Origin of the sequence: Vibrio sp. YYF0003, from assembly GCF_036350715.1 — a bacterium.
In the GTDB taxonomy this organism is placed as follows: domain Bacteria; phylum Pseudomonadota; class Gammaproteobacteria; order Enterobacterales; family Vibrionaceae; genus Vibrio; species Vibrio natriegens.
Genome location: NZ_JAZDWA010000001.1, coordinates 581077 through 593707 on the forward strand (window position 1 = coordinate 581077; position 12631 = coordinate 593707).

Here is a 12631-nt window from a genome sequence, read left to right on the forward strand (position 1 = left end):
CGCTCCTATTCCAAGCCAACAAGACGTTGTTCTACCAATGCCACTTTACCGCGCGCCGCTTGAACGTTACCGTCAATGGTACTGATAGTAATGTACCCTTGTTTTACAGCAACACCCTCAGAGTTCTGATTAGTATCGCCGGCATCACCCATGTTAAATGCGAGTCCTTTTTTGTCTTTTAGTAAAGCCACCGCTTCAACTTGCGCTTCGCTAGAGTCCATTCCCTCTTCCATTAGGCGTTTCATCATGTAGTAGACTGCGGTGCTTTGCTGCGAAAGATCTTCACTAAATGCAAACTCTGCCCCCGCGTTCCAACCTACGTCGGTAAACTTGTATCCCAGGTGGTTGTTCATGTCTTCTGGCGTGTTCAAGTTTAATCCCGTATAGGCAGGTAAAAGTGGTGCTCCCGATGACTGGCTAGCAACGAGCTGAGCCACAATATCAACGACAACATTAGCTACAAGCTGAGACTGTTCGGCGTCACTTGAAGTATTATGATGAGCACTAATTGCAATCGCAGGAATACCTCGGCTCAAGGCTGCCATTGTTGCACCTAGCGTTCCAGAGTTGTTGTTCATAAAGCCCAAGTTGTTACCTTCATTAGGACCTGAGATGACGAGATCTGGATCTTGTCCCCAGACATTCTTCGCCGCGATATCGATACCGTAAATCGCCGCCATGACTGGTGTCCCTTCGACATAATCTTTAAATGCAACACTCGTATCTGTATCACCGACACAAAATTCCTGCTCTCCAGCCTGGGATTCATCAATCGACACTGGGCGGTAGTGACTCATTGCGCCACCTTTACCACTTTGCCCCGTACAAGGTGCAGACATGATCACATCGTGGCCTGCTTCCTCTAATGCTGATTTCAACAGTTGGATGTTGGTTGTTTCCCAGCTATCGTCGTTGGTTAAAACGATATTCAACGCAAGTGCATTTGCTGAAATTACACATGAAGAGCCCACCGCCATCGCAAGGCAAAGTTTTGATAATTTGTTCATAATATTTCCGTTTATTTCACTGCTTTCAGTTTCCATTCAGACACCTTGTCCGAACTCAGTGGCAGCTACTTTGACGAAAAATGATGAAGCTTCTGTTACAAATATATCTGATTACAGTTTAGAGATATCTATAAAATATTATCCATTAGTTTCAATAAGATAAATCAAATTTCATTTATTGAAATATCATTTGGAGATATCTTCAAACGATAAATTGATTGCGTATTGTCTTCTTGTTTATCACTTTCAAAGCCAAATTGTTCAATAAAGCTTTCTCCTAAACTATTAACCAATGCATCTTTAATTTTATTGCGATTTTGGTCGAGCGTTTTTGCCTTTAATCCGTTCTGCTTGAGTTCACTGATTGCTCTTCCGTGACCACCATAATTTTCCATCAATGTAATCAGCTCCGCAGCCAGTGACTGAGAAGGTCGGTTACTTGGCGGATTCAATACCCAACCGTCATTAGAATGCGTCATGCGCTTTTTCGCGTACCATAGCCAGTAAATTGCCGGTGTAGTAGACATTGGGATCATGACATCATTGACACGCACTTCGACATTCCCACTATTGACTAAAAACGACAACGTGAGTGGCTTAGATGCCTGTTCAAGCAACCTGAATCTCTCTTCTACAGATTGAAACTTTTCCGCTTTGGTTTCGAGAACTCGTCTGAGGTAATCTTCATTAATGCCCTTGTCTGGATTTGTTTCACGAAATTTCTCAATAGCTTGCTTCCAACGCTTTTGATCAACACTGGTTCCGCCAATTTGCAGTAATCGCTTAAGCAGTTTCAGGTCATCTGTATTAAGTGGACGAGGCTGAAAAGAGATAAATAGGATCGACAAAGCGGCGCACAAAATAGAGGTAAAAAGCCAGTTCTCGCCTTGCAATTGACAGTTTATATCGATTAAGTCGCCAGTTTGGTCTGCGGATAAATCGAGAGAAAATGTTAATGGTAGTCTCAGAGAGTAGTTGTCTTCAGGAGACAAAGACGGCGCGGCAGTATGACACTCGCTAAAAATTTGTATTGGGTTGTACCAACTAACCTGATCCAACAACAGCTGGCTTTTCAATTTGAAAATACGTTGTGTTTCTGGACGCTCACCCATTTCCGCACCATCAAGCCAAATATGACTGCGCGCAGACATTAAGTCTTGATTCACAAATTTCGAATAACGGTATTGGGTAAAAAACGCACCACTGACTAAGGACACCATCAAATAAAATAACGTCAGCCCGGCCAACAATTTCCAGTTGTCCTGCGCTATCACTTTCAAAGTCATTATCCTATCTCTCCTAACGCTTGAGCTAACCGTTGACGGAGCATCTCATCTGACAAGCGCACCCACGAATGAGAAACAAACCATCCACCTGCAGAAACACCATTGGCAATCACCGATGTATGTACCTCCAGTTCTGATTGGTTTATCGAGCTATGATTGGTCCCCGAAATCACGTCAACCTCTCCTTTCTTGAAGGCGTCAATCATTGCTTTACGCGTTGGATATAAAGTCACCAGAGAAGAGCGCACATCAATAGAGAGCGACGTTAACTGTTTTACCGGAAGCTGGTAGCCCGAACGGCTAAAGGTATCGTTCAGTAAACCTATTCGATGGGTCTTTAGAAACTGATCATCAATCGGTTGATTAGCAAACCACAACACATCATAACCAGACAGGCTGAGCAGTTTGTCGTAATAATTGGCGTAATCGGGGCTCAAGCCGGAAAGTTGGTATTCCCTCGCCCACATCACATCAAATTTTTGACTATAAATGGTTTGCGGCGTCACCTGTCTGCGAGGAAGCCAATGCACCACGATATCCGAATACTGACCATTAAATTCCGGGTCTTCACATAATTTTGATAGCAACGGTAATGCCATAGCGTGAGCAGGAATGAGTATATCCAATTGGTAACGATCAGAAACAGGTTGATAGTTCTGATCGAGTTCCGAACAGGATAACTGGTTAAATGATGTAACTGGCGGTAATTCAGCACGGAGCGATTGAACAACCAAGAGAAGTGAGGTTATCAATAAAAGACAACCTATCTTAAAGATCCATGGTGCGTGATTGTGGTTCCATAGCCGCGTTAGCACGTCGTTCATAACGATGATTCGTTCCTTCATTTTTGTGAAGAATTTACTTAATTGTTATTACGCCGATATGACAATGCGCACGATTCAATTGAATAGCTATTCACGCAATATTTGATTCATCTGATGTATACGAACATACAAGAAGTAACTCAACTCAGCTACTCGCTCACAAGCATCGCCTCTATAGCTCATGGACAAGTTGAGCTGTTCAAAACCTAATCACTTAATAGCGAATATGAACAAACTAACAATTAACGGTTGAAATTGGTAACGTTCTCATTTAATTTTAGCCATCCAAACGGCTAGATTTCTATTTAAAGGTGTAAGAAAAATGAAAACAAATACGATGTTGATTCTTGATGGTGGTATGGGACGAGAATTAAATCGTCGTGGTGCGCCTTTTCGTCAGCCGGAGTGGTCTGCGCTTGCTATGATCGAAGCGCCTGAAATCGTTAAAGATGTACACACTGACTACATTCAAAGCGGTGCTCAGGTCATTACAACTAACAGTTACGCATTGGTGCCATTTCATATTGGAGAAGCGCGCTTCAAAGAAGCAGGACAATCACTCGCTGCGCTTTCTGGCCAAGTAGCAAAGGAAGCGGCGCAAGGTACTGGGGCTAAAGTCGCGGGTTCACTTCCTCCTCTATTCGGCTCATACCGACCAGACCTGTACGATCGGGAACACGTACGTGACTTAGCGACTCCATTAATTCTCGGCTTGTCAGATTCGGTCGATTTCTGGCTCGCGGAAACGCAAAGCTTAATTGCCGAATCTGTGGCAGTGAAGGCACTGGTAGACGAGTTAACTTCAGAAGCGAAACCATTTTGGGTCTCGTTTACACTGGAGGATTCTGAGCCTACAGACGAGCCATGTCTGCGCTCCGGTGAGACGGTACAACAGGCGGTCACAACCATGGCACAAGCTGGGGTAAGCGCCATTTTGTTTAACTGTTGCCAACCAGAAATCGTAGAGGAAGCATTACAAGTTTCAGTGCGTACACTAGAGGAAATCGGTTTATCTCACATCCGCCTTGGTGTTTACGCGAATGCGTTTCCTCCGCAACCAAAAGATGCAACGGCTAATGATGGTCTCGATGAAATTCGTGACGACTTAAGCCCTGATGCTTACCTGATTTGGGCAGAAAAATGGCGTCAATCTGGCGCGTCTATCATCGGTGGTTGCTGTGGTATCGGGCCCGAACACATTGCTAAGCTAAGTCAGCATTTCAAAGGTTAGGTTAAATATGTCGCAAGGAAATCGAATTGGCTTAACCGCATTGACAGCGTTAGTCTTTAGTTCAATGGTTGGTGCAGGAATATTCAGCCTACCGCAAAACATGGCAGAGGTAGCCGGACTCAATGCGATGATCGTCGGCTGGACGATTACTGGTGTCGGCATTCTGCTTCTGGCAGGTTGCTTTCTTCACCTATCTCGCCTTAAGCCAGATTTGGACGGCGGCATCTATGCCTATGCCAGAGAAGGGTTTGGTGATCTCGCAGGTTTCCTTTCTGCATGGGGCTATTGGTTGTGTGCAACTATCGGTGTTGTTGGCTACCTTGTCGTTGCCTTTGCTGCGCTCGGCGCTTTTGTAGATACCCCAAACTTCACGTTATTTGGTGATGGTACAACCATCTATGCCTTCATCTGCGAGTCCCTCGTGCTGTGGTCAGTTCACAGTTTGATCCTAAGAGGAGTCACGCAAGCCGCCTTCATTAATCTGCTGGCGACGTTGGCTAAGAGTGTGCCGCTAATCCTCTTTGTCTGCGCAGCGTACTACTTCTTTGATACCGATACTTTTCATATCGATCCACAAGGAGAAACATTACAACAACCTTTTATAGAGCAAGTGAAAGGTACGATGCTAATTACACTGTGGGTGTTTACTGGTATTGAAGGTGCTGTAATTTTGTCGGGACGAGCAAAAAACCGAAAAGACATAGGCCGCGCAACTTACCTTGGTGTTATCGCCGCCTTAATCTTGTACGTTTTGATTTCTCTTATGTCACTCGGAATTGCTTCTCGTGCAGAGATCGCCACGATATCGAATCCTTCGATGGCTGGGCTGATGGCTACGATGACTGGTTCGTGGGGTAAAGCGGTGATCAGTATTGGTTTAATTGTATCGGTGCTGGCGTCGTACTTAAGCTGGATTTTGTATTCTGCCGAAGTCCCTTACACCGCGGCTAAATACGGTGCGTTTCCTAAGTTCTTTGCGAAATCTAACGATAACGACACCCCGAAAAACTCGCTGTTACTAACCAGTTTAACGGTGCAACTGTGTTTAATACTCGTGATGCTTACGGGAGAAGGTTATAACACACTCGTTTTGATTTCGACGTCAATGATTTTGATACCCTATTTCTTGGTTGGCGCGTATCTGCTTAAGTTATCCATCCAGACTAACGCTCGCTTGCAGTTAAAATTGATTGGCTTTGGAGCCAGTATTTATGGCATTTGGCTGGTTTATGCGGCTGGTGTCGATACACTATTACTTTCAGCGATTCTTTATATTCCAGGAATTGCGTTATACGTGTACAGCCGACGTCAACATCGATTGAACCCGACCTCGGCATAAAAACGATATTAACGATAAAAACGTCGCTCGCTATAAAAAAGGATGGCATCACAGCCATCCTTTCTCGAATCTCGAACCGCAATACTTAGGCCACTGCTTTTCCATCCACACAGCTGCTCTTCAGACTCTGCATGATTTTGTCGACGAGTTGGCCCAGACGTGCTTCAGTCGGTCTCGTACTGGCAAACGCCCGCAACCCGTAAATATTCATCACCAGAAAATCACTTAACAACTCGCAATCGGTCCCTGGTGCAATTTCTTCATTCTCTTTTGCTAACTCTAGCTTGGATTGAATACTGAGTTTCCATTGCTCAAGCATGTTACAAATGATGGCTTCGATCTCTTCATCTTGCTGATCAAGCTCACTCAACGCCTTTTGCAATAAACAGCCTTTACCGCTTTCACATTCGCTGAACTCGATAATGTCATGAAGATAACGTTCAAAGCCTGACAGAATCTGTTTAGGGTCGTTGAAGAACTGCTCAAAAGCCTGAGATTTCGTCGTCGTGTAATGGTCAAGAGAAGCGAGCAATAGGCCTCTTTTGTTCTCAAATGCGCAATAAATAGAGCCCGGATGCAGCCCAGTCGCACGCTTCAAATCTTGCATGCTGGTTTTATTGTAGCCCTTAGCAATGAACTCATTCATCGCTGAGCTTAAAACATATTCTCGGTCGAATTCGGCATTTCTCATCTGACATTTCTCAACTAGCTGGGCTCTATAACCTTACAAACACCCTAAGTTTACTGGGGTTAACAAGGTTTAACAAGCTATTTGAATGAGCGTTCAAAAAACATCTTGAATGATCATTCAAAAAAGGGTTAGCATATTACCCTAGCGTTCATTAGGAGCATGCTCATGACAACAACATTATTCGAAGCGTATAAACTCAACGACAAAATTACACTGAAAAACAAAATTGCAATGGCGCCACTCACGCGCTGTATGGCAGACGATGATCTGGTGCCTAATGATGCAATGGTGGATTACTACGCGAAACGTGCAGATGCAGGTTTGATCATTTCCGAAGCAACCATTATTCGTGCAGACGGTCAGGGTTACCCGAATACGCCGGGGCTTTTTACCCAAGCACAAATTGAAGGTTGGAAAAAAGTCACCGACGCAGTGCACGCGAACGGCGGTAAGATCTTTGCCCAGCTTTGGCATACTGGTCGTGTCGCTCACCCGCACTTCTTTGGTGGAGAGTACGTATTAGCGCCTTCTGCGGTCGCATTTGATGGCACCGTTCCTCGTATGCGCGAACTCGTTTACACCGTGCCAAAACCAGCCACTCACGAAGAGATTGCTCAGTTAGTAGAAGACTACGCACAGGCGGCACAAAACGCGATTGATGCAGGATTTGATGGAGTAGAGATCCACGCTGCCAATGGTTACCTACTGGATCAGTTCCTACACTTCGATACAAACCATCGAACAGATGAATACGGTGAAACACCAGAAAACATGTCCCGTTTCCCACTTGAAGTGATAGATGCCGTTGTTGCCCGTATCGGTTCAGAACTTGTTGGCTTGCGCGTGTCCCCTGCTGGTTACATGCATATAGAAGCTGACCCTCGCGACCGTCAGGTGTTTGATTACTTCCTGCCAGAAGTAGAAAAGCGTAACTTGGCTTACTTGCACGAAGGTATGTTTGATGACAGCGTAGAATTTGACTTCCTTGGTGGCCGCGTATCGCAATACCTGCGTGAGACTTACTCAAAGACGTTGATGGGTGTGGGTGGCTATACCGCAGAAACTGGCGCAGAAGCAATCCAAGCGAATAAATTTGATTTGGTTGCCATTGGTCGTCAATTCATCGCCAACCCAGACTACGTAAACCGAGTTCAGGAAAACAAAGAACTTGTCGAATACGATGCAGCGATGCTGGAAACGCTGGTTTAGTGCTTTAAATTAAGCTAGATATTAAAAACGGCTCCTTGTGAGCCGTTTTTTGATGGAGTAAAAAGATAGCCGAAGTACGGATTTCTTCCTATGTGAATTGGCGTCTGACGTCTAAATCGCCAACGGAAGTAACTCTACCCCTAGCACTCCACTGATTCCCATTACCACCAGCAAAGAGACTTTAAACACCGACTTCGACCACGCAACGTAGTTTTCATCGTCAATGCTGCGGAAAGTCACTTTTGTCCACATAAAGCAAACAACGGCTGCGACAGCCAGGTATTCATACCCTGCTTCACCGAGCAAAAAGAGTCCCAATGAAACAGCACCAAAGGCCACCACGTACGCTTTCATATGACGATGGGCTTTATGGATGCCTTCTTTAACAGGCAGTACAGGAATGCCCGCTTCTCGGTAGTCTTGCATGCGGAACATGGCAATCGCGTACGAGTGCGGCATTTGCCACAGGCAGAACATAGTGAACAGCAAAATGGCTTCTAAGCTAATGAAGTTTGTCACTGCCAGATAGCCAACTAATGGCGGAACAGCACCGGAAATACTGCCGACTAAAGTGCCGTAAACCGAGTTACGCTTGTACCACATGGTGTAAAAGAACACGTAATACACATAACCGAGCAGGACAACAACGGCAGAAAGTGGATTGGCGAGTTGAAACAGTAAGCCCGTTCCAACCAAAAGCAAAACCAAAGCATAGACAAACGCGACATCTATATTGATGTTTCCTTTCGCTAGCTCACGGTTCTGAGTACGCGCCATCTTTTGATCGATATCGCGATCAAAAATATTGTTCACCACGCAACCTGAAGCAATGACAAGCCCCACACCAGCCAACGTTGTCAGAAACAACGTCAGGCTAGCAGGTTCTGTTTTTGCGGCGAGGAAAAACCCCGCCGCAACAGAAATCAGGTTGCCGAAAATAATGCCCGGTTTGGTGATAGACAAATAACTTTTCAGCATACCTTGGCCTACAACTTCATGTTGACGTTCATGTTGTAAATAATCCAGATCGAACCTGCGATCAGAATAAGCACAACAATGGCAGTAAACATCAGTGAAACCAGATTCCAGCGACCATCATCTGTCTTCGCTTCCATATGCAGGAAGTATTTGAAGTGCACAAAGATCTGAACCAATGCACAGCCAAACAGAACCGCGTATGTCGTTGCCTGTGGCAGAGATTGCGCCCAAACAAAGTAGAATGGAATCACCGTTAGAATAAGCGACGCAACGAAGCCTTTAACGTAATCAGATGCACTTGTTTCAATATGTTGTCCCATTACATTACCCCCAGTAAGTAAACGATGGTAAAGACACAGATCCAAACAATATCCAGGAAGTGCCAGAACAGGCTCAAGCAGTTAAAACGCATCGCCATGTTATCGTTCAGGCCTTTGGTAGACAGTTGGTGATAAGCCACTGCCAACCAAATCAGACCAAATGACACGTGCAAGCCGTGCGTACCTACCAATGTAAAGAACGCAGAGAGAAACGCACTTTCCTGAGGGCCGTAACCTTCAGCAATCAAGTGATGGAACTCGTATACTTCCATGCAGATGAAGCCAAGACCCAGCGCAAAAGTAATTTGCAGCCAGCGCTTAAGGCCAGCAACATCATTACGTTTCATCGCAATCATGCCAAAACCAAACGTGATACTACTGAATAGCAGCAACATGGTTTCAACGAACACGAAAGGCAATTCGAAAATGTCTTTACCTGTTGGACCTGCAATCGAGTTGCTGGAAAGTACTGCGTACGTTGCAAACAAAGTTGCGAACAATACACAGTCGCTCATCAGGTAAACCCAGAAACCAAACAGCTTATTGCCATTCGTGTCATGGTGGTGATCATGGTCATGATGAGCAGCGACATTAGTTTGCATACGTCACCTCCAGATCATCTTTGCTTTCGTTATCTTTCACAGAACCTTTCTTCGCTTCTTCAAGCTGTGCACGTCGTGCTGCTTCAATCGCTTTGATTTCTTCAACTTCAACGTAGTAGTCCACATCTTCGTTGTAACTGTGTTTGATACAAGTTACGACGATAGCTACCAGACTCAAGCCAGCTAACCACCAGATGTACCAAATCATGCCAAAGCCGAATAGCAGTGACCAAGCTGACACATAAATGCCTGTTGGCGTGTTCTTAGGCATGTGAATACGCTCGTATTCCACTTCCTTAGTTGGATCAAACTCACCACTTTGTTTCTCGTACCAGAATGAATCCAGCACATCACCTTTTGGAAGGTGTGCAAAGTTGTAGAACGGTGGTGGTGAAGACGTTGCCCACTCAAGAGTACGGCCATCCCACGGGTCACCAGTAAGATCACGGTTTTGCTCGCGGTCACGAATACTGACGTAAATTTGGATGAATTGAGACAATACACCCAGAGCAATGACGACTGTACCCGCGGCAGCAACCGCCAATAGTGGGAAGAATTCTGGGTTGATTTCTTGGCTGATACGACGAGTCATACCCATAAAGCCCAACGCGTATAGCGGTAGGAACGCCATCAAGAAACCAATGATCCAAAGATAGAACGCACGTTTGCCCCAAGCTTCATTCATGGTGAAACCTGTCGCTTTCGGGAACCAGTAAGTGATCGCAGCGAAACAACCAAATACCACACCACCGATAATTACGTTGTGGAAGTGTGCAATCAGGAATACTGAGTTATGCAGAACGAAGTCCGCACCCGGTACCGCCATCAATACACCCGTCATACCACCAACGGTAAAGGTGATCAGGAAGCCAACCGTCCACAACATTGGCGTTGTAAAGCGAATACGCCCTTTGTACATGGTGAATAGCCAGTTGAAAATCTTAACCCCGGTCGGGATAGAAATGATCATCGTGGCGATACCAAAGAAGGCATTGACGTTCGCACCAGAACCCATTGTGAAGAAGTGGTGTAGCCAAACAACGAACGCGAGAATTGTAATTACAATCGTTGCCCATACCAGCGAGGTGTAACCAAATAGCTTCTTGCGAGAGAATGTCGCCGTCACTTCTGAGAACACACCGAAGATCGGCAGGATCAGAATGTACACTTCTGGGTGACCCCATGCCCAAATCAGGTTGACGTACATCATTACGTTGCCGCCAAGATCATTGGTAAAGAAGTGCATGCCCAGATATCTATCCAGCGTTAGTAGCGCGATAGTTACCGTCAGGATTGGGAATGAAATGATGATTAGGATGTTTGCACACAGAGATGCCCAAGTGAAAACAGGCATTTTCATCATTGGCATTGAAGGCGTACGCATGCGCAGGATCGTCGCGAAGAAGTTCACACCTGTTAGCGTTGTACCAACACCTGAAATTTGCAGCGCCCAAATCCAGTAATCAACGCCGACTCCAGGACTTGCTTCGATACCTGATAATGGCGGATAAGCCAACCAACCAGTACGGCCAAACTCACCAAGACCTAGCGACATGTTCGTCAGGATAACACCAACGATAAACAGCCAGAAGCTTAGGTTATTTAGGTACGGGAAAGCCACGTCACGTGCGCCAATTTGCAGCGGAACGATGATGTTCATCAGACCAATAACCAATGGCATTGCGACGAAGAAAATCATGATCACGCCGTGGGCCGTAAAAATTTGGTCATAGTGTTCTGGTGGCAGGTAACCCGCCTCACCCGCAGACGAAAGTAGCTGCTGACTACGCATCATTACCGCGTCAGCGAAACCACGAATAAGCATTACCATCGCAACCGCGATGTACATAAAGCCTAGTTTTTTGTGGTCTACCGAAGTAAACCATTCATTCCACAAATACTGCCACTTTCCAGCTTTAGTCACCGCGTAAACCACGGCTAAACCGACTAAAGCCACTACCGCTAGGGTGATGACGATAATAGGTTCATGGAATGGAATTGAATCCAGAGTTAATCTTCCAAACATTGCGATTATCCTTGGTTTTCAGGCAAACAGTTCATAGAACCAGGATGCTGAGTCACGACGTTGCTGAACAGAAACGGAGGTACACTTGAGAACAAGGTCACCGGCTCAGCGATACTAGGTTCAGCTAGCGTCCTGTACTGTACCCAGTCTTCAATGCGGTCTGGACTCGCTTTAACTTTCTGCACCCAATTCAGGAATGCAGCGCGATCAGGCATAGCTGACGCAGTGAACTTCATTTGTGAGAAGCCTTCCCCACTGAAGTTCGACGCAAAGCCCTTGAAGTCACCTTCGTGGTTAGCAATCAGGTTTAGCTTGGTTACCATGCCTGGCATGGCGTAAATCTGACTACCTAAACGAGGAATGAAGAACGCGTTCATGATGTTGTCGGACGTCAATTTGAACTGAACTGGCACATCTTTTGGAAACGCTACGTAGTTAACCGTCGCGATATTTTCTTCCGGGTAGATGAACAGCCATTTCCAATCTAGCGCAACGACCTCTATCGTTATCGGTTTTACGTCACTTTCCAGAGGCTTAGATGGCTCCAGTTCGTGAGTAGAACGCCATGTGATAGCGGCTAGAATCGCAATAATGATGATTGGAATAGTCCATACCACCACTTCGATTTTGGTCGAGTGCGACCACTCAGGGGCGTACTCTTCATGAGTGTTACTTGCGCGGTATCGATAGGCGAAGTAAATCGTCATAAGAATCACGGGGATCACGACGATCAACATCAGCAAAAGAGCAGTGATGATCAGCTCTTTTTCCTGGACACCAATAGCACCTTTGGGGTCAAGCAAAGCAGAATTACATCCTGAGAGCAAAAGTATGACGGACGCCAGACTCCCTCTCGATAAGATGCGTGTGTATCTTGAGGCTTCCATTAACTTTCTCGATGGTTGTCTGGTTTCTAAGCAAATGCCCAGAACCAGTTGTTATAGTCATTAGAATGTTTATGTGTTGAGCGTATGCGACATTGGACGTCAAAACGCAATTAAAACCCCACAACCAGTGTGAGTTTATTGTTACACTTTGAAATACAATGTTACATTCGGCCGCATTATGAGGACTTCGCAGTTAAAGCTCACGAGCCATATCTGGAAACTAACATTTCA

Annotated in this window: 12 protein-coding genes; 3 read left to right on the forward strand and 9 right to left on the reverse strand. The window is 45.5% G+C overall.

Features of this window, described 5'->3' with window-relative positions; translation table 11 throughout:
• Nucleotides 1-5 precede the first annotated feature (5 nt).
• The 3 genes from V1U08_RS02555 to V1U08_RS02565 form a co-directional block, all read right to left on the reverse strand.
• Nucleotides 6-1007 carry a 5'/3'-nucleotidase SurE gene (locus V1U08_RS02555; protein ID WP_330469832.1) on the reverse strand — a complete coding sequence of 334 codons (1002 nt, stop codon included), beginning with the start codon at nt 1005-1007 and terminating at the stop codon, nt 6-8.
• 164 nt (nt 1008-1171) lie between these two features.
• Nucleotides 1172-2293 (reverse strand): hypothetical protein, encoded by a 1122-nt coding sequence (locus tag V1U08_RS02560; RefSeq protein ID WP_330469833.1) that lies wholly within the window; start codon nt 2291-2293, stop codon nt 1172-1174.
• Nucleotides 2293-3117 carry a hypothetical protein gene (locus tag V1U08_RS02565; RefSeq protein ID WP_330469834.1) on the reverse strand — a complete coding sequence of 275 codons (825 nt, stop codon included), beginning with the start codon at nt 3115-3117 and terminating at the stop codon, nt 2293-2295. The genes V1U08_RS02560 and V1U08_RS02565 overlap by 1 nt, the downstream gene beginning before the upstream one ends.
• A 322-nt stretch (nt 3118-3439) precedes the next feature.
• On the opposite strand from V1U08_RS02565, the gene V1U08_RS02570 reads away from it, so the two are divergent.
• Complete coding sequence (locus V1U08_RS02570) at nt 3440-4348, forward strand: homocysteine S-methyltransferase family protein (RefSeq protein WP_329353505.1); 909 nt, start codon at nt 3440-3442, stop codon at nt 4346-4348.
• 7 nt (nt 4349-4355) lie between these two features.
• Complete coding sequence (locus V1U08_RS02575) at nt 4356-5687, forward strand: basic amino acid/polyamine antiporter (protein WP_330469835.1); 1332 nt, start codon at nt 4356-4358, stop codon at nt 5685-5687.
• A gap of 85 nt (nt 5688-5772) precedes the next feature.
• On the opposite strand, the gene V1U08_RS02580 is transcribed toward V1U08_RS02575, so the two are convergent.
• Nucleotides 5773-6378, reverse strand: a complete 606-nt coding sequence (locus tag V1U08_RS02580; protein ID WP_065298493.1) for a TetR/AcrR family transcriptional regulator — start codon at nt 6376-6378, stop codon at nt 5773-5775.
• 165 nt (nt 6379-6543) lie between these two features.
• On the opposite strand from V1U08_RS02580, the gene V1U08_RS02585 reads away from it, so the two are divergent.
• The gene (locus V1U08_RS02585) at nt 6544-7587 is read left to right on the forward strand and encodes an alkene reductase (RefSeq protein ID WP_243978329.1); all 1044 of its coding nucleotides are present in this window, start codon (nt 6544-6546) and stop codon (nt 7585-7587) included.
• Between the two features lie 111 nt (nt 7588-7698).
• Here V1U08_RS02585 and cyoE read toward each other — a convergent pair whose 3' ends face one another.
• From cyoE to cyoA, 5 genes are read right to left on the reverse strand one after another with little or no spacing between them, the layout of a single operon-like run.
• On the reverse strand, nt 7699-8613 hold the full coding sequence (cyoE, locus tag V1U08_RS02590) for a heme o synthase (protein ID WP_196769743.1): 915 nt from the start codon (nt 8611-8613) through the stop codon (nt 7699-7701).
• The gene (cyoD, locus tag V1U08_RS02595; protein ID WP_014234374.1) at nt 8574-8885 is read right to left on the reverse strand and encodes a cytochrome o ubiquinol oxidase subunit IV; all 312 of its coding nucleotides are present in this window, start codon (nt 8883-8885) and stop codon (nt 8574-8576) included. The genes cyoE and cyoD overlap by 40 nt, the downstream gene beginning before the upstream one ends.
• Nucleotides 8885-9487 (reverse strand): cytochrome o ubiquinol oxidase subunit III, encoded by a 603-nt coding sequence (gene cyoC, locus V1U08_RS02600; RefSeq protein ID WP_014234375.1) that lies wholly within the window; start codon nt 9485-9487, stop codon nt 8885-8887. Before cyoC ends, cyoD begins: the two co-directional genes overlap by 1 nt.
• Nucleotides 9477-11513 carry a cytochrome o ubiquinol oxidase subunit I gene (gene cyoB / locus V1U08_RS02605; protein ID WP_014234376.1) on the reverse strand — a complete coding sequence of 679 codons (2037 nt, stop codon included), beginning with the start codon at nt 11511-11513 and terminating at the stop codon, nt 9477-9479. The genes cyoC and cyoB overlap by 11 nt, the downstream gene beginning before the upstream one ends.
• A gap of 5 nt (nt 11514-11518) precedes the next feature.
• Complete coding sequence (cyoA, locus tag V1U08_RS02610; protein WP_330469836.1) at nt 11519-12400, reverse strand: ubiquinol oxidase subunit II; 882 nt, start codon at nt 12398-12400, stop codon at nt 11519-11521.
• Between the last annotated feature and the right edge of the window lie 231 nt (nt 12401-12631).

Coding starts and splice junctions, on each gene's coding strand:
- V1U08_RS02555 (WP_330469832.1), bottom strand. CDS start 1,007: ATGAACAAATTATCAAAACTTTGCCTTGCGATGGCGGTGGGCTCTTCA.
- V1U08_RS02560 (WP_330469833.1), bottom strand. CDS start 2,293: ATGACTTTGAAAGTGATAGCGCAGGACAACTGGAAATTGTTGGCCGGG.
- V1U08_RS02565 (WP_330469834.1), bottom strand. CDS start 3,117: ATGAACGACGTGCTAACGCGGCTATGGAACCACAATCACGCACCATGG.
- V1U08_RS02570 (WP_329353505.1), top strand. CDS start 3,440: ATGAAAACAAATACGATGTTGATTCTTGATGGTGGTATGGGACGAGAA.
- V1U08_RS02575 (WP_330469835.1), top strand. CDS start 4,356: ATGTCGCAAGGAAATCGAATTGGCTTAACCGCATTGACAGCGTTAGTC.
- V1U08_RS02580 (WP_065298493.1), bottom strand. CDS start 6,378: ATGAGAAATGCCGAATTCGACCGAGAATATGTTTTAAGCTCAGCGATG.
- V1U08_RS02585 (WP_243978329.1), top strand. CDS start 6,544: ATGACAACAACATTATTCGAAGCGTATAAACTCAACGACAAAATTACA.
- cyoD (WP_014234374.1), bottom strand. CDS start 8,885: ATGGGACAACATATTGAAACAAGTGCATCTGATTACGTTAAAGGCTTC.
- cyoC (WP_014234375.1), bottom strand. CDS start 9,487: ATGCAAACTAATGTCGCTGCTCATCATGACCATGATCACCACCATGAC.
- cyoB (WP_014234376.1), bottom strand. CDS start 11,513: ATGTTTGGAAGATTAACTCTGGATTCAATTCCATTCCATGAACCTATT.
- cyoA (WP_330469836.1), bottom strand. CDS start 12,400: ATGGAAGCCTCAAGATACACACGCATCTTATCGAGAGGGAGTCTGGCG.